Origin of the sequence: Nonomuraea sp. LPB2021202275-12-8 (genome assembly GCF_037044575.1) — a bacterium.
Taxonomy (GTDB): Bacteria; Actinomycetota; Actinomycetes; order Streptosporangiales; family Streptosporangiaceae; genus Nonomuraea.
On the sequence record NZ_JBAHWD010000019.1, the window covers coordinates 1 to 19,738 of the forward strand.

At 70.6% G+C, this 19,738-nt stretch carries 19 protein-coding genes; 7 read left to right on the forward strand and 12 right to left on the reverse strand.

Annotation, left to right across the window (positions count from 1 at the left end):
- Window positions 1–336 precede the first annotated feature (336 nt).
- Together V5E28_RS29300 and V5E28_RS29305 are read left to right on the forward strand one after the other, a co-directional pair.
- Window positions 337–1,035, forward strand: coding sequence for a TetR/AcrR family transcriptional regulator (locus tag V5E28_RS29300; protein ID WP_336211540.1), 699 nt, complete (start codon window positions 337–339; stop codon window positions 1,033–1,035).
- A complete protein-coding gene (locus V5E28_RS29305) occupies window positions 971–3,193 on the forward strand; it encodes a glycoside hydrolase family 3 C-terminal domain-containing protein (protein WP_336211543.1) in 2,223 nt (740 codons plus the stop codon). The genes V5E28_RS29300 and V5E28_RS29305 overlap by 65 nt, the downstream gene beginning before the upstream one ends.
- A 159-nt stretch (window positions 3,194–3,352) precedes the next feature.
- Here V5E28_RS29305 and V5E28_RS29310 read toward each other — a convergent pair whose 3' ends face one another.
- The gene (locus V5E28_RS29310; protein ID WP_336211544.1) at window positions 3,353–4,165 is read right to left on the reverse strand and encodes a YhjD/YihY/BrkB family envelope integrity protein; all 813 of its coding nucleotides are present in this window, start codon (window positions 4,163–4,165) and stop codon (window positions 3,353–3,355) included.
- A gap of 340 nt (window positions 4,166–4,505) precedes the next feature.
- Here V5E28_RS29310 and V5E28_RS29315 point away from each other — a divergent pair, with 340 nt between their 5' ends.
- Window positions 4,506–5,591, forward strand: coding sequence for an AI-2E family transporter (locus V5E28_RS29315; RefSeq protein WP_336211546.1), 1,086 nt, complete (start codon window positions 4,506–4,508; stop codon window positions 5,589–5,591).
- A 129-nt stretch (window positions 5,592–5,720) separates the two neighbouring features.
- Here V5E28_RS29315 and V5E28_RS29320 read toward each other — a convergent pair whose 3' ends face one another.
- From V5E28_RS29320 to V5E28_RS29355, 8 genes are all read right to left on the reverse strand, one after another.
- A complete protein-coding gene (locus tag V5E28_RS29320; protein ID WP_336211547.1) occupies window positions 5,721–6,074 on the reverse strand; it encodes an ArsR/SmtB family transcription factor in 354 nt (117 codons plus the stop codon).
- On the reverse strand, window positions 6,071–6,517 hold the full coding sequence (locus V5E28_RS29325) for an SRPBCC domain-containing protein (RefSeq protein ID WP_336211550.1): 447 nt from the start codon (window positions 6,515–6,517) through the stop codon (window positions 6,071–6,073). The genes V5E28_RS29320 and V5E28_RS29325 overlap by 4 nt, the downstream gene beginning before the upstream one ends.
- Window positions 6,518–6,745: 228 nt before the next feature.
- On the reverse strand, window positions 6,746–7,249 hold the full coding sequence (locus V5E28_RS29330; protein WP_336211553.1) for an SAM-dependent methyltransferase: 504 nt from the start codon (window positions 7,247–7,249) through the stop codon (window positions 6,746–6,748).
- 51 nt (window positions 7,250–7,300) lie between these two features.
- Window positions 7,301–7,687, reverse strand: coding sequence for a DoxX family protein (locus V5E28_RS29335; RefSeq protein WP_336211555.1), 387 nt, complete (start codon window positions 7,685–7,687; stop codon window positions 7,301–7,303).
- A 9-nt stretch (window positions 7,688–7,696) separates the two neighbouring features.
- Window positions 7,697–8,494: an ABC transporter permease gene (locus V5E28_RS29340; RefSeq protein ID WP_336211558.1), complete on the reverse strand. Its 798-nt coding sequence runs from the start codon at window positions 8,492–8,494 to the stop codon at window positions 7,697–7,699.
- On the reverse strand, window positions 8,491–9,258 hold the full coding sequence (locus V5E28_RS29345) for an ABC transporter permease (RefSeq protein WP_336211560.1): 768 nt from the start codon (window positions 9,256–9,258) through the stop codon (window positions 8,491–8,493). The genes V5E28_RS29340 and V5E28_RS29345 overlap by 4 nt, the downstream gene beginning before the upstream one ends.
- Window positions 9,251–10,165: an ABC transporter ATP-binding protein gene (locus V5E28_RS29350; RefSeq protein ID WP_336211562.1), complete on the reverse strand. Its 915-nt coding sequence runs from the start codon at window positions 10,163–10,165 to the stop codon at window positions 9,251–9,253. The genes V5E28_RS29345 and V5E28_RS29350 overlap by 8 nt, the downstream gene beginning before the upstream one ends.
- A 57-nt stretch (window positions 10,166–10,222) precedes the next feature.
- On the reverse strand, window positions 10,223–10,513 hold the full coding sequence (locus V5E28_RS29355; protein ID WP_336211564.1) for an antibiotic biosynthesis monooxygenase: 291 nt from the start codon (window positions 10,511–10,513) through the stop codon (window positions 10,223–10,225).
- A 60-nt stretch (window positions 10,514–10,573) separates the two neighbouring features.
- Between V5E28_RS29355 and V5E28_RS29360 the strand changes: the two genes are divergently transcribed.
- Together V5E28_RS29360 and V5E28_RS29365 are read left to right on the forward strand one after the other, a co-directional pair.
- A complete protein-coding gene (locus tag V5E28_RS29360) occupies window positions 10,574–11,206 on the forward strand; it encodes a TetR/AcrR family transcriptional regulator (RefSeq protein ID WP_336211567.1) in 633 nt (210 codons plus the stop codon).
- A 272-nt stretch (window positions 11,207–11,478) separates the two neighbouring features.
- Window positions 11,479–11,799, forward strand: coding sequence for a hypothetical protein (locus V5E28_RS29365; RefSeq protein WP_336211571.1), 321 nt, complete (start codon window positions 11,479–11,481; stop codon window positions 11,797–11,799).
- Window positions 11,800–11,921: 122 nt separating this feature from the next.
- On the opposite strand, the gene V5E28_RS29370 is transcribed toward V5E28_RS29365, so the two are convergent.
- Window positions 11,922–12,662: an acyl-CoA dehydrogenase family protein gene (locus tag V5E28_RS29370; RefSeq protein WP_336211572.1), complete on the reverse strand. Its 741-nt coding sequence runs from the start codon at window positions 12,660–12,662 to the stop codon at window positions 11,922–11,924.
- A gap of 36 nt (window positions 12,663–12,698) precedes the next feature.
- Window positions 12,699–13,205, reverse strand: coding sequence for a flavin reductase family protein (locus V5E28_RS29375; RefSeq protein WP_336211903.1), 507 nt, complete (start codon window positions 13,203–13,205; stop codon window positions 12,699–12,701).
- Between the two features lie 119 nt (window positions 13,206–13,324).
- On the opposite strand from V5E28_RS29375, the gene V5E28_RS29380 reads away from it, so the two are divergent.
- A complete protein-coding gene (locus V5E28_RS29380; RefSeq protein WP_336211574.1) occupies window positions 13,325–15,559 on the forward strand; it encodes an Orn/Lys/Arg decarboxylase N-terminal domain-containing protein in 2,235 nt (744 codons plus the stop codon).
- A gap of 503 nt (window positions 15,560–16,062) precedes the next feature.
- On the opposite strand, the gene V5E28_RS29385 is transcribed toward V5E28_RS29380, so the two are convergent.
- Window positions 16,063–18,174, reverse strand: coding sequence for a hypothetical protein (locus V5E28_RS29385; RefSeq protein ID WP_336211577.1), 2,112 nt, complete (start codon window positions 18,172–18,174; stop codon window positions 16,063–16,065).
- Between the two features lie 234 nt (window positions 18,175–18,408).
- Here V5E28_RS29385 and V5E28_RS29390 point away from each other — a divergent pair, with 234 nt between their 5' ends.
- A complete protein-coding gene (locus tag V5E28_RS29390; RefSeq protein WP_336211578.1) occupies window positions 18,409–19,713 on the forward strand; it encodes a sensor histidine kinase in 1,305 nt (434 codons plus the stop codon).
- Window positions 19,714–19,738: the final 25 nt, after the last annotated feature.

The window sequence follows — 19,738 nt, forward strand, 5'->3', positions numbered from 1 at the left end:
GTGTGGATGGCAAACAGGTAGTGCACCAGGTAAAGGATGGTGAAACTAAGCAGCCCTTTTTGACAACTGGATTCGCCAAGAAGTATGCATCGTCCTTTAGCGGAGTGCCGGGGGAGGGGGGAATTGAGTATGACTCCAGGGGGCCGGCTAGTTTCAAATTGTCACATTCTCCGAAAGGGAGCATGGGCCTGTAATCGGCGAGAAATCAATCGACGGGCGAAACCCTCGGGCGAGCATACAACTAAAACTAACCATGTGGTAGGTTTAGCGTGAGCCGCTCGGAGCCGGGCTGATCTCGCTGTACCGCGGCACCCCCAGCGCCAGAAAGGCCGGTCGGTGACAGAGCGTGCAGCCCCAGGGCCGATTCCCCGTCGAGGACGCAAGGGCGCCCGCACCCGCGAGCGCATTCTCGACTCCGCCATGGAGCTGTTCTCGCGCTCCGGCTTCCACGCGGTCTCCCTGCGGGACATCGCGGCGCACGCGGGCCTGACCCACGCGGGGCTGCTCCACCACTTCCCGGGCAAGGAGAGCCTGCTCATCCACGTGCTCAGCCGCCGCGACGAGGTCGACGGCGGGCTGATGGCCAGGCCGGAGGGCGACCTCACCCCGGAGGGCATCGCCCGCAGCGTCGTCGACCAGGTCGCGCGGAACGTGCGCACTCCCGGGCTGGTCGCCCTCTATGTGAAGATCTCCGGGGAGGCGGCCGACTCCGAGCATCCCGCGCACGACTACTTCGTCCAGCGATACCGGCGGCTGCGCAGGCACGGCACCCGCCTGTTCGCCGAGCTGTGCGCGCGGCAGGACCTTCCGTTTCCGCACGCCCCCGAAACCGCCGCGAAGCAGCTCATCGCGCTGGTGGACGGCCTGCAGACACAGTGGCTGCTCGACCCGGACGCCATCGACATGCCGGCGGCGGTGGCCATGTTCTTCTCCCAGCTCGGACTGGATCTCACCGACACGAAGGCTGCCCATGACACCGACCCCCCTCTCCCGGCTCACCCTGGCGGACAAGGCCGCGCTCACCTCAGGGAGTGACACCTGGACCACCACAGCCGTTCCGGGCCTGGCGCGCCCGCTCGTGCTGTCCGACGGGCCGCACGGGTTGCGCCGCCAGGGTGACGGCGATGACGACGCCCTCGGCCTCCACCACAGCGTGCCCGCGACCTGCTTCCCGCCCGCCGTCGCGCTCGGCTCGTCCTGGGATCCCGAGCTGGCCGGGCGGGTCGGCGCGGCGCTGGCGCGCGAGGCCTGCGCGCTCGGCGTCGACGTGGTGCTCGGGCCGGGGATCAACATCAAGCGCTCGCCGCTGTGCGGCCGCAACTTCGAGTACTTCTCCGAGGACCCGCACCTCACCGGCGTCATGGGGGAGGCCGTGGTCAACGGCATCCAGTCGCTGGGCGTCGGCGCGTGCGTCAAGCACTTCGCGGTCAACAACCAGGAGACCGACCGGATGCGCGTCAGCGCCGAGGTGGACGAGCAGACGCTGCGCGAGATCTACCTGGCGGCCTTCGAACGGATAGTCCGGCGGGCCCGGCCGTACGCGGTGATGTGCTCCTACAACCGGATCAACGGCGTTCACGCCAGCCAGAACCGGTGGCTGCTGACCGACGTGCTGCGTGGCGAGTGGGGCTTCGACGGGCTGGTCATGTCCGACTGGGGAGCGGTCAACGACCGGGTCGCCGCCCTCGAAGCCGGGCTCGACCTCGAGATGCCGCCGTCCGGCACGGACGAGGAGATCGTCGAGGCGGTGCGGTCGGGACGGCTGGCCGAGTCGGTGGTCGACTTGGCCGGCGAGCGCCTGCTCCGGCTGGCCCGGCGGGTAGAGGCCAGGCCGGATGCCGACGGCTGGGACGTCGCGGCCCACCATGAGCTCGCGCGGGAGGCGGCCCGCGCCTCGGCCGTGCTGCTGAAGAACGACGGCGACGTGCTCCCGCTGGCCGCCGGGCAGCGCGTGGCCGTGCTGGGCGAGCTGGCCCGCACCCCGCGCTACCAGGGCAGCGGCAGTTCGCACGTGGTGCCGACCAGGCTCGACACCGCGTGGGAGTCGCTGGACGCCACACTGGAACGGGTCACCTTCGCCCCCGGCTACCGGCTGGACGGTCAGCCGGACGCCGACCTGGAACGGGAGGCGGTGATTGCGGCGGCGGAGGCCGACGTGGCACTGCTGTTCCTGGGCCTGCCCGAGGCGGCCGAGTCGGAGGGCTTCGACCGCACCTCCATCGACCTGCCCGCGCCCCAGATCGCGCTGCTGCACCGGGTGGCCGAGGTGTGCGACAGGGTCGTGGTCGTGCTCTCCAACGGCGGCGTGGTGTCGGTCGCGCCGTGGCGGGACTCGGCCGCGGCGATCCTGGAGGGCTGGCTGCTCGGCCAGGCGGGCGGCGCCGCGCTGGCCGACCTCCTGCTCGGCACGCACAGCCCATCGGGCAGGCTCACCGAGACGATCCCGCTCCGCCTCGCCGACGTGCCCTGCCACCTGCACTTCCCCGGGGCCGACGGACAGGTCGTGTACGGCGAGGGCCGCTACGTCGGATACCGCTACCACGACACGGTGGGCGCCGAGGTCGCCTATCCCTTCGGGCACGGCCTGACCTACTCCCGCTTCGACTACTCCGACCTGGCCGTCCAGGAGACCGGGACGAACGAGTGGCGCGTCGAGGTCACCGTCACCAACGCCGGTGAGCGCTTCGCCCACGAGGTCGCCCAGCTGTACGTCGCCTTCGACCAGGAGCGGCCGGCCCGCCCCAGGCACGAGCTGCGCGGGTTCGCCAAGGTGGGGCTGCGGCCCGGCGACAGCCGGCGGGTGGCCTTCACGCTGACCGGGCGCGACCTCGCGCAGTGGTCGGTCGCGCGGCAGGACTGGAAGATCGAGGCCGGCCCGTTCCTGGTCGAGATCGGCGCATCCGCGCGCGACATCCGGCTGCGGGCGGAGGTGGCCGGTCCAGGCGACGGGTACGCGGAGCCGCTGACCGGAATGTCCACGCTGGGGGAGTGGCTGGCGCACCCGGTGGGCGGCCGGGTGCTGGGGGAGCTGCTGGGCAAGGCCTCCGGGATGCCCGACGTCCGGCGGGCCGATCCGGCGCTGCTGCAACTGGCGATGGGCATCCCGCTGATCAAGTTCCGCACGTTCGGCATGGGGCTCTCGGCCGACCTGGTGGACCGCCTGGTGGACACCGTCCGGGAGCAAGAGGGCTGACACCCGGGGCGGGGGAGTGCCCCCGCCCCGGGGGTTCACGCACCGGTCAGCGTGCCCGTGCCCGGCCGACGCAGCTGCGGACTCCCGTCGCCTCCCGGTCCTTCTGGTGGCTTCAAGGGCCTGGATGCGACGGTGTGCGGGCGGAGGCCCGGACAGGCGTCACGGCTGCTCTGGCCGAGTGGCCAGGTCGGTGACGTCGCCGGTGGCGCTGGTGGCAGCCAGCGCGGTGGCGAACAGGACGAGCTGGTTGAGCACCTTGAGGAAGAGCAGCATCGCCACCGCTCCGGCGACGACCTGGTAGGCGGGGTTGGCGGCGGTGAGGTTGAGCAGGGCTTGGCCGAGGGTCTTGAGGATCTCCAGGCCGATCGTGATGACGAGCGCCGGGCCGATCACCCGGCGCAGCGGCAGGCGCAGCCGTGGTGGCCCGGTCAGTAGCGCCATGGCGAGCAAGGTGTTGACCCCGATTCCCAGCACGAACGCCGCCACCGACAGCACCCCCCGGGCGGGGGTGGCGTCCGCGCCCACGGTGTTCACCGCAAGCCAGGTCAGCACCCACTCGGCGGCGAAGGCGACGGTGAGCGACAGGGAGAGCAGCACCCCGAGTCCGGCCACCACGCCCAGGTCGATGATCTGGCGCAGGAAGAAGTTGCCCGGATACTCCTCGAGCCGCCAGATCGCCCTGGTCGCCGAGCGCATCGTGTCCATCCAGAACAGGCCCGTAAGCGGCAGCGCCACGCAGGCCACCACCCCGGCCGTTCCCCCGGCATTGCGAAGCGCTTGGACGTCCAGGCGCGGGAAGGTGTCGCTCAGGTAGCGCTGCACCTCGGCCAGCGCCGCCGGATTGTCCAGGATGCGGCCGAGGATGGCGAACCCCAGCAGGGCCAGGGCGAAGGTGGCGAAGAAGGCGTAGTAGGTGAGGGCGGCCGACAGCCGGCCGGCGTCGGCCTTGTCGTAGCGGATCAGGGCGCGCACCGTGTGATCTAACCAGCCGTGCCGGCTCCGCGTTCGCTTCCAGCCTGCCGCCATCCGGCCGGCCCAGCGCCGGGCGGCGCTCATGGTTGAGGCCGGTACGTCGGGGGGATGCGGCCGTGTTCGAGCGCCGCGGTCGTTTCACAGAAGATGGCTCACCGTGCCGTCGTGAGAAAGCTGATAGGGCGGAATGCCTCCTACCCGAGACGCACCATATATTTCTCCAACATTTTCCTTGTTGGAAGCCCTGAAGCGAGCCTATCCCCGGCCGGTGGGGAAGATTCCGTTCATGGATTCACATCAGGAGCGCCTGTTGCGGTTAGTGCCTCCGACCTTGGCGAGGATGGCCGCGTGGTGCGCCTGTCTGATCGTCATCGGCATTGTGGCCAACTATGTGTTCGGCTTCGTGGCGACGATGCGCATCGTCGCCCTGCCGGTGGCGGTCGCCCTGCTCCTGACCGCGCTGCTGTTCCCGCTCACCCGGCAACTGCGCGCGTCCGGCCTGCGGGCGATCTACGCCGCCTGGGTCACCATGTTCGTCGCCTTCGCCGTACTGATCGGGACGGGCTGGATCATCGGCGTCCGGGCCAACGAGGAGTTCCCCGGCCTGGTGACGCAGGTCAGGCAGACGGCCAAGACGGTGGAGGGCTGGCTCTACACCGGCCCTCTGCACCTGGAGCCCATCCAGCTCAGCGGCTGGGTGGACGAGATCGCCAAGCTGGTCACCGAGCGGCAGCAGCAGATCACCTCGACGGTTCTGGCGGGCACCGTGGTGGTGGTCGAAGTGCTGGCCTCGATCGTGCTCCTGCTGTTCGTGACGTTCTTCCTGCTCAAGGATGGTGACCAGATCTGGTCCTGGTTCCTCAAGGGGTTCGGCCGGTTGGCGCCCCGGGTCGACCGGGCCGGGCGGACCGCCTGGACCACGCTCTCCCACTACGTGCAGGGCACGGTGGCCGTGGCCGCGGTGCACGGCGTGCTCATGGGTCTGGTGCTGGCCATCATGGGTGTCCCGCTCTGGGCGGCGCTCGCTGTACTGATCTTCCTGGCCAGCTTCATCCCGATCGTCGGCATCCTCTTCGCCGGTGCGGTGGCGACGCTGGTCACGCTCGGCGCGAAGGGCCCGATCTACGCGCTGATCTTCCTCGGCATCCTGATCGTCGAGCAGCAACTGGAGAACCACGTGCTCCAGCCGCTGATCGTCGGCCGGGTGCTGCACTTCCATCCGCTGGCGATCATCGTCGTGCTGGCCGTCGGCGGCATCCTGGCCGGGATCGCGGGCGCGGTCGTGGCCGTGCCGATCACCGCCATCCTCTACCGGGCCGTGCCCGAGCTCTTCAAGGACGATCCGATACCTCTCCCGGCAGGACCGGCCCCAGAACCACCGCCGCAGGCCGCACCTCCCGCAAAGGAACCCGAGCAGAAGGACTGACGGACACGAAGGCAGGGACTGGGGTGCGACGGTGGACACCCCAGAGCCCTGCCGCGACGTGACCGACTTCGCGCGCACGCCCATGGCGAAGCCCACGTGACCGTGAGCAGCGCAACATGTCAGACGCTTCTAGCGCGAATCCCGCTCCGCCGCCTCGGCGGCGCGCTTGATGTTCTCCAGGCGCCGATCCCAGTCGTCGGCGAGGGTGGCCATCCATCGCGCCGTCGCGTTCAGCGCCGCGGGCCGGACCGTGTACCGCACCTCGCGTCCGGCCCGGCTGCTGGAGACCAGCCCGGCGGCGTCCAGGACGGCGAGGTGCTTGACCACCGCCTGCCGGGAGACGGGAAGCCGTCCGGCGAGCGTCGTCGCGGTGGCCTCGCCCTGTGCGGCCAGCAGATCAAGCAGCCGGCGTCGCGTCGGGTCGGCCAGCGCGACGAGCACGCTGTCGACTCCCTCGACGGTGTCGCGACGCTCGTCCGTCACGCGGGCGGCTGTTCGGCGCGTGTCTTGAGCGCGTCGAGCTCCTTGGGCCAGCCGTCGGTGTGGTCCTCCAGGTTCTGGCTGCGCAGCTCCTCGGATCCGGCCAGCGTCGTGAACCCGCTCTCGACGACGCGGAGCCGGGTCCGGTCGCCTTCCGGCGTCAACGTGAACTCCACCAGAGTGCTGTTGTCCTCGCGCAGCTCCTCTCCTGGGAACGCGCTGGTCCAGCGGTACGCCAGGTATGTGGGCGGCTCGACCTTCTCCACGCGCACCGGGAAGTCGCCGTGCTCGGGGTTCTTCGCCACCATCGACTCGCCTTCCCTGGCCACGGTGCCGGGCAGGCTCGCCTTGTCGGCCACCCAGAACCCGGGCTGGGCCACCAGTGACCAGACCCGCTCCAGGGGTGCCGCGATCAAGGTCTCGCGTTCGATCCGATCCTCGTTCATGAGGAGGCTCCTTCCACTGCCACTTTTGATGCAACTCCAGGGTTGCACATTGACCCTCTCATGTGCAACCCCAGAGTTGCACTACGGTCGAGCCTTCCAGACCACCCGGTCCGCCGTAACGGCCTGGTTGTCGGTGTACGGAACCCCGTGCCCGTCAGTGAGGCCTCGTCCGGCCGGGCCAGAAGGTCACCGAGGCCGAGCCTGGACGAGGAAGGGGCCCTGCGTAGATCACCCGGAGGGACTGGACGGCCGTCGAGGTGCTCGGTAATAGCGGCTCATCAGCTCGGTCGCCCAGGCCGGCTGGGCGACCGGGTGACGAGGGCCGAACTCGACCAGATAGGGCTTGACGTCCAGGACCGGTGAGCCGGAGAGCGCGTCCAGGTCGGCGACGGACAGGTTCAGGCCGTCCACGGCAAGCAGGCGGCAGCGGGAGACGCCCAGGCGGTTGGGGCGGTACGGCCCGCGGTGGGCGAAGACTCCCACAGGTGCCGCGCCCGGCTTCCCCCGCGGCGGCCGGGGCTCGCTGTGCACGGCGGCCGAGTCGATCCGATCGAAGAGGAACACGACCTCCAGATGGGAGAAGTGCTCCAGGCCCAGCACCGCCGACGAGGTGAAGGACTCCTCGTCGAGCCGGATCACGGCTCTGACGTCATGCCAGTCGTCTTCGACCATCTCACCGCGACCACCCACGACCCGGCCGACGGGTCGCAGGGACACAAGGTCCCACGTCATAGTGAACTCCACGTTCTTCGGCGAATGTCTGGCAAGGCGGTTACAGGGCGGTTACAGGGCGTAGGGGCCGAAGCGGCCCCAGGCGACGACCGCCGCTGCGATGAACAACACGGCGTTGAGCGCGATCGCCGCGGGCTCTTCACGTCGCAGGTGGGTCACCGCGGCCAGCGCCATGATCAGCGCCAGGCCGGTCGCCGCCAGGGGAGTGAGGATCGGGGCGATGCCGGTGGCGGCGGGCAGGACGAGCCCGAGCGCGCCGATCAGCTCGGCGAGCCCGATGAAGCGGACGGCGCCGGAGGAGAAGTCGGCCGTCCAGGGCATCCCGGGTTCGAGCTTCTCCTTGGGCAGAAGGGCCTTCATCGTCGCCACCACGGCGAACATCGCCGCCAGCACCGCCTGCAGGATCCACAACAAGACGTTCATGATCGGGGTGTCCATTCTGATCTTCTAGTAGCGGCCGAGGGTGCCGCGGCGCTTGGCGAGGTGTTCGAGCCGGATGAACAGGACCACCCCGGCGGCTGTGATGAGCACCGGCTGGAGAAGCAGCCAGCCGAGGCCCCAGCCGGTCGGGAGCGCGGTCAGCGGATGGCCGCCGAGCAGGATGTCGCGCATGGCCTCCACACCGGGCGCGACGGGGACCAGCAGCCGGCTGATGAAGGCGAACGGGTCGGGCATGGCGGCCAGGGGGACCAGAGTGCCACCGACGATGGCGTAGACGGCCACCGACAGCTGCGTGATGATCTCGATGCGCTTGAACACCAAGGTCAGGCCGCACAGGATGAGGGCGAGCCCGCAGGTGCCCAGCGCGATCGCGGCCAGCGGCACGATCACCTGCACGTCGAAAGGCAGTTGCCCGCCCTGGATGGTGATGGCGACGGCGCCGGTGGCCAGGACGGCCAGCGCGGTGGGCAGGGCGGAGATCACCGCGGCGATCTGGCGGCCGAGGAGGCTCGCGGCCGAGGGCAGCGGGGTCAAGTAGGTCTGTTCCAGTACGCCTGACTGGATGTCGCCCAGGTAGCTCCAGAACATGCGGTTGACCTGCTCATGGATGAAGGTCAGCGCCACCATGCCGAGCAGCACCGGCAGCAGCAGCTCCGTACGCAACTGCCCGCGTCCCATGAACAGCACGACGAGCAGGTAGAACAGCGGGAAGGTGATCATCTGGATGAGGCCTTCACGCCATCCGGCGGCGAGATTGAGCAGGCCCTTACCGACCTCTGCGGCGATTCCGCGGGCGAAGGTCATGACGACTCCTGCAGGGCGCGGCGGTGGTTGCGGACGAACAGCAGGCCGCTGACGGCGGTGAGCGCGAGAGTGTGCAGGAGCAGCGAGGGCAGGGTGCCGCTGCTCCAGACCCCGGCCAGGGTGCGGCCCTCGAACAGGGTCTGGGTGATCGCCTCGATGCCCAGCGTGGTGGGCAGGACTCTGGCCAGGACGGCCAGCCAGTCCGGATAGAGGGCCAGCGGCAGGAACGAGCCGTTGAGCAGCAGCACCAGTGAGGTGAACAGCGACTGCAGGGCGCCGATCATCGGGGAGACGAGAGCGAGCGCGGCCAGCAGGAAGGTGAAGGCCAGCACGTTGACCCCCAGGAGTACGGCGGGCAGGAGTGCCGCCCAGCGCAGCGGGATCGTGATCCCGGCCACCAGCATCGGGACGAGCGAGGCGACGGCGGCCACCGCCAGGCCGAACACCGAGGCGGTGATCAGCCGGCCGAGCATCGGCAACCATGGCGGCGCCGAGGTCATCTGCGCCTGGGCGAAGGTGCCGGCGCGTTTCTCCTCGATGAGGTCGGCCACCATCACCAAGGCGGCGTACTGCAGGAACCAGTAGCCGCCGATCGCGACCAGGGTCCGCGGCAGCAGATCCTCCCGCAGCTCGCCCTGTCCCAGGACGAACTGCAGGCCCAGATACATCATGGTGCTGATGAGCAGCGTGATGACGTGGCCGAGCGGGTGGGCGAGCTGAACGCGCAGGCCCTTGCCGATCTCCGCGCGCAGGACGTCAAGCATGGGACGGCTCGCTCACCAGGGCCAGGAAGACATCCTCCAGGTCGGGCTGCACCTGGGTCAGCGACTCCAGGACGACTCCCTGGGCGCGCAGGCGCTCGACCACGTCGTACACCTCGATCGGGTCGCCGACCCGGACGCTGATCGTGCTCACCCCCTCGGCGGTCACGGCCTCGAACCCGGGTGGCGCCGCTCCTTCGACGCGGATCTCGTACCTGTCGCGTTCGCGGAAGGTCGCCAGCAGCTCGCGCGTGGGCAGGTCGGCCACGAGGCGACCCTGGCGCATGACGGCCACCCGGTCGCACAGCTCCTGGACCACGTCCAGCTGATGGGTGGTGAGCAGGATGGTGGTGCCCAGCTCACGGGCCTGCTCGGCGATCCACCTCTTGACCGTGCGGGTGGCCTCGACGTCCAGGCCGAGCGTCGGCTCGTCCAGCAGCACGATCGGCGGGCCGGCGATCAGGGCGACGGCGATCGCGACCTTCTGCTGCATGCCGCGCGAGAAGCCGCCGACCTTGTCGTTGCGCCGCTCCCACAGCCCCAGCCCGGTCAGCAGGTCCTTGGCCCGGTCGGCGACCTGGGCCTTGCGCATGCCTTTGAGGCGGCCGAAGTACATCAGGTTCTGCCAGGCCGACAGGCTCCAGTAGACGTTGCGCGAGCCTTCCAGCACGGCGCCGAACTGCGCCATCGCGGCCGAACGCTGCCTGGCCACGTCGAAGCCGCCGAGCCTGACCCGGCCGGAGGTGGGGGTCAGCAGCCCGGCCATCATCTTGATGGTCGTGGTCTTGCCGGCGCCGTTCGGTCCCAGGAAGCCGAAGACCGATCCGGCGGGAACGCGCAGCGACACCTCGTCGACCGCCCGTACCTGCGACGAGCCGTACGTCTTGGTCAACGCGTCGATCTCGATCATGTCATCTCCTTGGTTCGGTGAGCCCCGGCGCCCGCGTTCCGGGGCCGGGACAGGCGGTCAGAGCTCTTCGAGGATCTCGATGTCCTCCGCGGTGACCTCGCGCGCCACCGCGAACGCCGCGACGGCCGCTTCGGTGCCGGGTGCCGCCTGGCGGGCCGCCTGCAGGCTGGCGGCGCAGTCCCAGCGCCAGACGCCGACCCACGTCTCGTCGTCGAGCCGGCCGAGGCGCGCCTCGGTGAGGCCGGGCTGGGCGGCCCTGATCGCGGTGACCAGAGCGGCGTGCCGGACCCGGACCTGGTCGGCGTCGGCGGGATCGGCCTGGAAGCGGGTGACGCTGATGACCGTCATGGCTGGACCTTCTCTCTAGAGTTGACTTCTAGTGACTGAATCTAGAGATAGACTCTATTCATGAGCGATGTCAAGCGGACGAACAAACGGGCGCAGAAGGCGAAGGAGACGCGCCGGCGCATCCTCGATGCGGCCCTTGAGCTGTTCGCGCGGGACGGATACGGCGCGACGAACCTTCAGGACGTCGCCGACAAGGCCGGGGTCGCGGTGCAGACGATCTACTTCGTCTTCGGCAACAAGCGCGCCCTGCTGAAGGAGCTGGTCGACGTCACGATCGCGGGCGATGACGAGCCGGTGGCCACGATGGACCGGCCGTGGTACACCGACGCGCTCGCCGCCGGCACGGCCCAGGACATGCTGCGCGCCTACGTCACGGGTACGACGGCGGTGCTGGAGCGCGTCGCGCCGATCGGCGAGGTGCTGCAGGCGGCCGCCGCGAGCGACCCCGAGGTGGCCGCCCTGTGGCCCCAAGGCGTCGACCCGCGTTTCGTCGTCCAGCAGAACGCGGCCGAGGCGCTTGCCGGCAAGCCGGGCGCACGGGCGGAAACGCCGGTGGAGGAGATGGCCGACGTGCTGTACGGGCTGCTGAGCCCCGAGCTCTACCTGCTGTTCGTTCGCGAGCGCGGCTGGTCGCGCGAGCGCTGGGAGCGGTGGGTCGGCGACACCCTGCGCGCCCAGCTCTGCCGCGTCTGACCGTGGGCCTTCCCGGCGGCTCTGGGCGGCCGGGCGCGGTCGTCACGCCGACGGCGGGACCCCTGACAGCCGGAGTCCGTGGCCGGCGTGCCGGCCACGGACTCCTTCCGCCTAGCCGAGCCGTGCCCCGATGACCGACGTCCAGATTGCCGATGAAGGCGGGCAGGCCGGTGGGCAGGCGGCCCCAGTCGTCGAGGGCGTTGTCGTAGGCGATGTCGCTGGGGCCTCCGACGAAGTAGCCGATCGGCGCGCGCAGGCGGGCGAGCTGGTAGTTGTCCGCGTCACTCAGCATGCCGCTGTTCCAGATGCCGGTGGTGGTGACGCGCGGGTCGTCCGACACCTCGTACGCCTCGAGCCCGCCGCACGACTGCCCCATCACCGCGACCTTCGTGGTGTCGATCCTGCCCCGGAGCCTGCTGCCGAGACGGCTGTTCTCGGCGATGGCCCAGTCCACCGCGTCGACCAGCATCTGCGCGTCGGTGCTGCCGGTGCCGCCCGGCCGGCCGTTGGCGATGACCAGCCACACCCCCGAGGCCATCCTGGTCAGCACCTTCTCGGCGAAGGCCCGTACGACCGGGATCTCCTCGCGGTGAACAGCCCCGCCTCGATCGCCTCCAGGGGGAGCAGCCCGCGCGAGGCGCTGGTGTTGTGGAAGAAGTAGGCCAGGGCGGTGGAGGGACAGGCGGTGCCCATCGCGAACGTGGCCGCCGCCAGATCACGCAGCGTCCCCCCGGAGCCCGCCGTACTCTTCTGGCACCACCAGGCCGAGCAGTCCCGCGTCCCGCAACAGCGTGACGTGCTCGATCGGGAAGCGGGCCTGCTCGTCGGCCTTCGCGGCTGCGGCGCGCAACGCGGGCAGCACCGCCTCCACGCGCTCCGCCCGGGCGCGTTCGGCTTCTGTCATGTCGTCGACGAGCCGTTCACCTGTCAGCCTGTCGGTCACGTTTGCCCCTTCAGTGTGCGAATCGATAGGTCCGTCCTGGCAGGGGCGAACCCAGGAACGCTCCAGCTCGGCGGCGCCCGCGACCAGGTCGGCCCGATTCACGGCACTGGCCACCTCGAGCTCGCCCGCCAGGAACAGGAGGTCCTCGGCGGGCAGCGCGCCGTCCACACCGCCCAGCGTGGTGTCGAAGTGCCGCACCCCGCTCTTCATCGCGACCAGCGCGTTGACCAGGCCGATGCCGTGCCGTTCCCGCAGCCCGACACGGAGCGGGGCTCCTCCCGTCGCGGAGGCGACGTCCTGCAGGAGGCGGCGGACCGCGATCGGCGTGGCGGCGCGGCCGCCCTCCTCGAGGGCGATCTCGTCGCAGCCGAGCTCCGCCAGGCCGGCGGCCTCCGCCACGACGTGGTGTCCGCGATCCTCGGCGAAGGCGTCGGGGACGTGCGCGACCGTGGTCAGCCCGGCCCGCCGCGCCGCCTCCACGATCGGCCTGTGACCACCCGCCCGGAACTCCACGACACCCGCCCCGGCGGTGCCACGGCGCTGATCTGCTCAGGCCGGGTGATCAGGGCCGAGGCGGTGGCCGGGTCGAAATCCTCGCGCGGGGGAGCGTCGCCGTGCAGGTCGAACAGCCGGACCCGGGCGCCCGCGCCGCGCAGCATTCCGCGCGATTCCCGCGAGCCGCGGATCGGCGAAGCCGCGCGCCCGCAGGACGGCGAGCAGCCCGGTGTCCGCGATGGAGATCCGGTCGGGCAGCGGCTCGGCGAGCCGGCTCCACGCCCGTGAGTGGAACAGGACGGGAGCCACCCGCCGCGGAGTCGCGGCGGCGAGCACCTCGCCCACGAAGATCGTGTGATCGCCGCCCGGGTAGGCGTGCGCGACCGCGCAGTCCAGCCAGCCGATGGAGTCGGTCAGCACGGGCGACCCCGTCTGCCCGGCCGCCCAGCGGGCGCCGGAGAAGCGGTCGGCCACCGGCTCCTGCCCGGCGAAGCGGCGCCCGAGCGCGGCCTGGTCCTTGCCCCGGATGAGGCCCCATGTACGTCCCTTCCGATCATCAATGGAAACGACGTTTCATGCTCCGAAACGAATCGAGTCAGGCCGTATCCGGGCACGCTGTGTGACGGAAGGTTGCCTTGGGTAAAGGGCGGATGAACGGTCCCCCTGGCCATGGAGCTCGTATGGAAAGAACGGTCCTCGCCGCGGTCGCGGAGCGCCCCGACGCCGATACGGCGCTCGCCGAGCAACTCCGGCGCGTCGGAGCGGCGATGAAGGGTCTCGGCATCCAGTTGCGCTGGACGCACCGGCCCACGGACGCGCTGGCGGTGATCGGCTCGGACGCCTCGCTGGCCGGCATGCTGGCCGACTGGGACGCACCCGGCGCCGAGACGGTGCTGAACGCGCTCGCCCAGCGCTTCCGAGGACTGCCGGTCTTCCTCATGACCACCGAGCAGGAACTCCCGCTATGGGTCTACGAGGTCATCCAGGGCTACGTCTTCCCGCTGGAGGACACCCCCGACTTCATCGCCGGCCGGATCGCGCACGCCACCGAGCAGTACTCCGAGCGGATCCTGCCGCCGTTCTTCCGCGCGCTGCGCCGGCTCCAGGACCACCACCAGTACTCCTGGCACACCCCGGCGCACGCCGGAGGCGTCGCGTTCCTGAAGTCACCCGTCGGGCGGGCGTTCTTCGACTTCTACGGCGAGCGCCTGCTGCGCACCGACCTGTCGATCTCCGTCCCCGAGCTCGGCTCGCCGCTGGACCACACCGGCCCCATCGGCGACGCCGAACGCAACGCCGCCCGCGTCTTCGGCGCCGACCGCACCTTCTTCGTGATGAACGGCAACGCCACCGCCAACCGCATCGTCGGCCACCACGCCATCGCCCGCGACGAGACGGCCCTGGTCGACCGCAACTGCCACAAATCACTCCAGCACGCGCTGACCATCAGCGGCGCCCGCCCCGTCTACCTGGTGCCGGAGCGCAACGGCCTCGGCCTGGCGGGCCCCATCCCGCCTGCCGCGCTCCAGGCCGACGCGCTGCGCGCCGGCCTGACCGGGCACCCCCTCGCCGAAACCGCCCCGGCCTACGCGGTCATCACCAACTCCACCTACGACGGGCTGTGCTACGACGCCGTACGTGTCGCCGAACTGCTGAGCGAGAGCGTTCCCCGCGTGCACTTCGACGAGGCGTGGTTCGCCTACGCCCGGTTCAACCCGATGTACGCCCGCCGCTACGGCATGGCCGTCGACGAGCACACGCTGCCGGGACCGGCCCGCCCCACCGTGTTCGCCACCCAGTCGACTCACAAGCTCCTGGCGGCGCTGTCGCAGTCGGCGATGCTGCACGTCCGTTCCGCCGGACGCGCCCCCGTCGACTACGACCGGCTCAACGAGACCTACCTGATGCACTGCTCCACCTCGCCGCTCTACCCGATGATCGCCTCCCTGGACGTGGCGGCCGGGATGATGGACGGCCCCTCCGGGCCGCACCTGACGGGCGAGGCGATCACCGAGGCCGTACGGTTCCGGCAGGCCATGGTCCGGCTCGCCGCCCGCATCCGGGACGACGGCACGCGGCCCGGCTGGTACTTCGGTGTATGGCAGCCCCCGCACGTCACCGACCCCCGCACCGGTTCGGCCGTCCCGTTCGCCGACGCCGACCCCGTTCTGCTGAGCACCGAGGCGACGTGCTGGACCTTGCGGCCGGGCGACGCGTGGCACGGATTCCAGGGGCTGACCGACGGCTACTGCCTGCTTGACCCGGTCAAGGTGACGATCACCTGCCCCGGCGCCGACGCCGTGACCGGCACTCTCGACTGGGGCATCCCCGCCCGGATCGTCGCCGCCTACCTGCGCCGGCGCGGCATCGTCGTGGAGAAGACCGGCGACCACACGCTGCTGGTGCTCTTCTCCATGGGCATCACCAAGGGCAAATGGGGCACGCTGATCGACGCGCTCACCGACTTCAAGCGCGCCTACGACGACGATCTGCCCCTGGCCGACGTACTGCCCGGCTTCGGTCCGCCCGCCACCACGCTGCGCCGCTTCTGCACCGACGTGCACGAGAAGCTCCGCGACCTCGGCGTCGGCGCGCTCCTCGACCAGATCTTCGAGAGCCTCCCGGAGCCCGTCCGCACCCCGGCCGACAGCTATCAGGCGCTGATCCGCTCACGCACCGAACGCGTCCCGCTCACCCGCCTGGCCGGCCGCATCGCGGCCGCGACCGTCGTCGTCACGCCGCCCGGCATTCCCATGCTGATGCCGGGAGAGAGGACCGGTCCCTCCGACGGGCCGCTGATCGCGTACCTGCACGCCCTGGAGGATTTCGACCGGGCCTTCCCCGACCTGGCCACCGACATCCACGGTGCGCACCGCGACGACACCGGCCGCTACCACATCGAAGTCGAACGCTGAGGCGTCCGATGCGGGATCAGGCCTGGTGGACGGCGCAGGTGGTCTCGGGTGGCCGGCCGTCCTCGATTCTCGACAGGGGGTCGCCGACGAGCTGCTGAAGGGGTGCTCTTCAGCGTGGTGCGCGCCGAGCGGGCGAGGCCGGCAAGCAGCCGGTTCTCGATCGTCTCGATGTCGGCGCGGGCGGCTTCGAGGACCCGGCTCCCCTGCGCGGTGACCTCGATGATGCGGGCTCTGCGGTCGGCGGGGTCCGGCCGGCGGCGAACCAGGTCGGCGCTTTCCAGCTCGTCGAGGAGCCGGCCAGGACCAGAGACCCTGGTCGTGGGGAAGGCTCGAGAGCTGGATGCGCCAGTAGACCCTCGCGGGCCTACCTGGAATTGAACCAGGTGAGAAGGAAGCCCTCGAATGGCCCCACGACCGGGGATGCGAGGAAAGCGGGAAGGCTAGATCTTTTCCAAAGAAAGCTGAGAAGGAAGCCCTCCCATGGCCTCGCACTCCCGACCGTATCAGGCGGGGATCAACTCGTGCAGCGTCGCAGGCGTGTACACCCGCGAGCCCGGCGGGAGGTCGGCCGCCGGCTCCATCCCGACATAGGTGCTGTGGGCCGCCGACGAGCCTTTGGCGTGCAGCAGGTCGGTCAGATAGCGCACCCGCAGGTAGTCCCGCTCCACGATCGACCGCACCAGCAGGGAGGCGCTGGTCTGGTTGCCCTCTACCTGGTTGAAGCCCGGATGCCCCTTCAGGTAGAGGTGCAGCCACTTCACCCGCCATTCGTGGTCGGGGCCGCGGAGGAAGACGAGCGGCAGAGCGACGCGGCTGGATCCGCGCAGGTCTGACTTCATGCGCACGGTGCGCGGCTCGAACGGCCTGCCTTCCTGCGTGGCGTCCCTGCTCATGTAGCCGAAGAACGCCTCGGCGGCCTCGTCGAACCGCTCCCCGGCGTAGATGTGGACCTGCGGGATGATGATCGGCCGGCTGGCGTCGGCGAGACGGATGTTGACGAACTCCGACGCGCCCTCGGGCGCCTCGGTGAGGTCGCCCGAATACTCGGCGAAGCCGTTGGCGTAGTTCGTCCACGAGATGTGCTCGGGGTCGCCGTAGGAGGCGTCCAGCATGAGCGCCGACAGGTCGTAGTCGGTACGCCGGCTGGTCTGGCGCCAGTGGACGAAGAAGCGCAGCAGTGCGCCGTCCACCTGCGTCAGGGAGCCGCGGGGCAGCATGCCGAGACCGGGTGCGACGGCCTTGCCGGACAGCGGCAGGGCGATGTCGAGCACGTTGGGGTCGACGATCAGCTCGCCGGGGTCGGGGAGGCGCCGGGTGATCTCCTCGTCCAGGATGGCCAGCGCGCGCGTCACGACCTCCTCCCGCAGTGGCGAGCGGGCATCGGCCGCCGTCCATGCTCTGCCGTGCCGGTTGGTGAAGACGCGACTCGCGGCAGGGGCGAGCCGGTTCTGCAGGTGCTCGCGCAGAGACAGCAGGACCCGGCCGGAGGCGCCCGCAGCCGCCTGCTCCGCGGCGTCCAGCACGGCCGACGCGGAAAGGCCGGTACGCAGCAGGTGGTCCAGGCGGCGCAGCAACGCGCCGGGCGCGTTCCCCAACAGCTCGACGGCGTCGGCGGTACGGCCATCGGACAGGGCCGCCTCGACGCGGCTGTCGAATCCGGCGGCCTTACGCACACCTCTGGCCACCTCGAAGACGCGGGCGGCACCCGGAAGGTGCGGGTACTCGTGCGGATGCAGCCGCTCACCGAGCCGCTTCCACTGTTCGCGATGGCGTGGCACGTCGCCGAGCTTCGCCGGCGTGGCGACCGCGTCCAGTGCCTGCAGCAGTGCGCGGCGTTCGGCGCGGCGGAACGAGCGGAACCGCGTCGGGGCGGTCAGCGTGACGTCGCCGCCGGAGCAGCCGGCGGCGAGGCGCAGCACGTCGGTCACCGTGTCGACGAGCAGGGGCCGACCGGCGGCCAGCCTCGCCTCGTTGACGACGGCGCGGTTCTCCCGCACCGGGATGAGGTCCGGCTCGTCGGCGCAGTACGAGGCCAGCGTGCGCAGGGCCGCCAGGTCCTCGGCGGCGGGCGGCGCCTGCGAGCCCGCCAGCGAGAAGTACAGCTCGCGCGCCTCCGACTCCAGGCTGCCGCCCAGTTCCAGCACGGTCACCCGGTCACCGGCCAGCGGGATCAGCTCGGCGTGCGCGGCCAGCAGGTCGGCGTAGCTGTGCTGGTAGCGGCCGTAGCCCGGCAGGGTCAGGAGGTTCAGCGCCGGTGACTGGACGTGTGCGGCGGCGACCGGATCGAGCATGGCCTCACGCAGCAGCCCCGCCCAGAACTCCAAGGTGTCGGGCACGTTCGCGGGGAAGTCCAGGAAGTAGGCGTTGTGCTGAACGTGGTCGCCGACCAGGCCGCGGACGGCGGCCAGGACCCGCACACCGAGATCGACCACGGTCTCTCCACGAAGCCGCGACAGGCGTTCGAGCAGGTCCGCCGAGCACGTGAAGCCGACGCTCAGCAGGGCGGCGTCGAGCTGGCGGGCGGCCACCTCTCCCCAGCCCGGCGTGGAGGCGGCGGGCGCGTCGATGGGCACGCGCAGCCGCCTGGCGATGACGAGGCTCTCCGGATTGTCCACGGACGCACCTTATAGCTGGAGACGATCACACTCAGCGGGTTTTCGACGGTCCGCGGTGTCACGCGGGGTGACGGCCGGGCACCGCCGATGATGACGGCTTCCATGCCACAGATGTGGTCGGACATGGCTTGGCGGCGCGTCGGCTGGTGGCCGCGAAGCACCGTTTGACCTGTGGTTTGTCCAGTCAGTGACACAGTAGGGACCATGGTGTGCGGCTGCTCCATCAGGGCCCGGATGACGATCGTGACGGTGGCGATGTTCGGTGCCGTCGCCTTCACGGGGGTCTGGGGGATCTCGCTGACATACCCGGCGCGGGCGCGGGCCGACCTCGTCGCCCAGACCGACCAGGCCAGCCGCCATCTCGCCGCCCTCATCGAGGAACAGCCCCTGACCGCCCCCATCCCGCCGCGAGGCGGCGTCTCCATCATGCAGGTCGTGGACGCCGCCGGCCGGGTGGTGGCCGCCACCACCGAGCTCACCGGCCGCCGGGCCCTCACCCGTGCGTGGCCCACCGGCGGCGACTCACAGGTCCAGGACCGGGTGTGCCGGCCTGACGGCTGCATGGTCGTGGTGGGCACGAGCAACCCCACCAGTGTGTACGGACCCGTCGTCGCCTACGCGGCCATGCCGGAGCCGTTCCTGCTGAGATCGCCGTTCCTGCCGATGCTGTTGTCGGGCTCGGCGGTGCTGCTGGTGGCCCTGGTGGGATGGGGCGCGTGGTACGGGACCGGCCGGGTGCTGGCTCCCGTGGAGCGGATCCGGTCGGGACTGCAGCACATCAGCGCCCAGGACCTGGGCCGGCGCATCGACGTGCCCGACACGCGGGACGAGGTCGCCCAGCTGGCCGTGACGGCCAACGAAACGCTGGCGCGGCTGGAGGAAGCCGTGGAGCACCATCGGCGCTTCGTCTCGGACGCCTCACACGAGCTGCGGACGCCGATCACCGCGCTGATGGTACGGCTGGAGTCGGGGCTGGAGGACCTGGACGAGACGGAGTGGCGGGCGGCGATCAAGGACGTGCAACGGCTGGCGGACATCGTGCACGACCTGCTCCTGATGGCCCGGCTGGACGCGGGCGCGCCACCGGAGCAGAAGCCGGTCGATCTGGCGCACCTGGTCGAGGAGGAGATCGCGCGACGGTCCTTCCGGCTGTCGGTGACCACGGACCTGGAGCCCGGACTCTGCGTCCGGGGGAACCGGTTGCAGCTCGGGCGGCTGCTGACGAACCTGCTGTCCAACGCCGATCGGTACGGCGACTCGCGGATGTGGATCTCCGTGCGCAGATGGGCGGATCGGGTCGTGCTGGAGGTGCTGGACGACGGGCCGGGAATTCCCGCGGAGATGCGGGAGCGGGTGTTCGAGCGGTTCATACGGCTCGAACACACCCGTTCCCGGGACATCGGGGGGAGCGGGCTGGGGCTGCCGATCGCCCGCGACATCGCCAGGGCCCACGGGGGCACGCTGGAGGTCGGGGACGGCCCAGGGGCGCGGCTGATCCTGCGCATCCCGCAGCATCGGCGGAGTCCGCCGGCCAAGTAGGCAGTGGCCTCCCATCCGGGGGCGG

Excerpts from the sequence above, each read along its gene's own strand:
- V5E28_RS29305 (WP_336211543.1), top strand. The coding sequence starts at position 971 with ATGACACCGACCCCCCTCTCCCGGCTCACCCTGGCGGACAAGGCCGCG.
- V5E28_RS29315 (WP_336211546.1), top strand. The coding sequence starts at position 4,506 with ATGGCCGCGTGGTGCGCCTGTCTGATCGTCATCGGCATTGTGGCCAAC.
- V5E28_RS29325 (WP_336211550.1), bottom strand. The coding sequence starts at position 6,517 with ATGAACGAGGATCGGATCGAACGCGAGACCTTGATCGCGGCACCCCTG.
- V5E28_RS29330 (WP_336211553.1), bottom strand. The coding sequence starts at position 7,249 with ATGACGTGGGACCTTGTGTCCCTGCGACCCGTCGGCCGGGTCGTGGGT.
- V5E28_RS29335 (WP_336211555.1), bottom strand. The coding sequence starts at position 7,687 with ATGGACACCCCGATCATGAACGTCTTGTTGTGGATCCTGCAGGCGGTG.
- V5E28_RS29340 (WP_336211558.1), bottom strand. The coding sequence starts at position 8,494 with ATGACCTTCGCCCGCGGAATCGCCGCAGAGGTCGGTAAGGGCCTGCTC.
- V5E28_RS29345 (WP_336211560.1), bottom strand. The coding sequence starts at position 9,258 with ATGCTTGACGTCCTGCGCGCGGAGATCGGCAAGGGCCTGCGCGTTCAG.
- V5E28_RS29350 (WP_336211562.1), bottom strand. The coding sequence starts at position 10,165 with ATGATCGAGATCGACGCGTTGACCAAGACGTACGGCTCGTCGCAGGTA.
- V5E28_RS29355 (WP_336211564.1), bottom strand. The coding sequence starts at position 10,513 with ATGACGGTCATCAGCGTCACCCGCTTCCAGGCCGATCCCGCCGACGCC.
- V5E28_RS29360 (WP_336211567.1), top strand. The coding sequence starts at position 10,574 with ATGAGCGATGTCAAGCGGACGAACAAACGGGCGCAGAAGGCGAAGGAG.
- V5E28_RS29380 (WP_336211574.1), top strand. The coding sequence starts at position 13,325 with ATGGAAAGAACGGTCCTCGCCGCGGTCGCGGAGCGCCCCGACGCCGAT.
- V5E28_RS29390 (WP_336211578.1), top strand. The coding sequence starts at position 18,409 with ATGACGATCGTGACGGTGGCGATGTTCGGTGCCGTCGCCTTCACGGGG.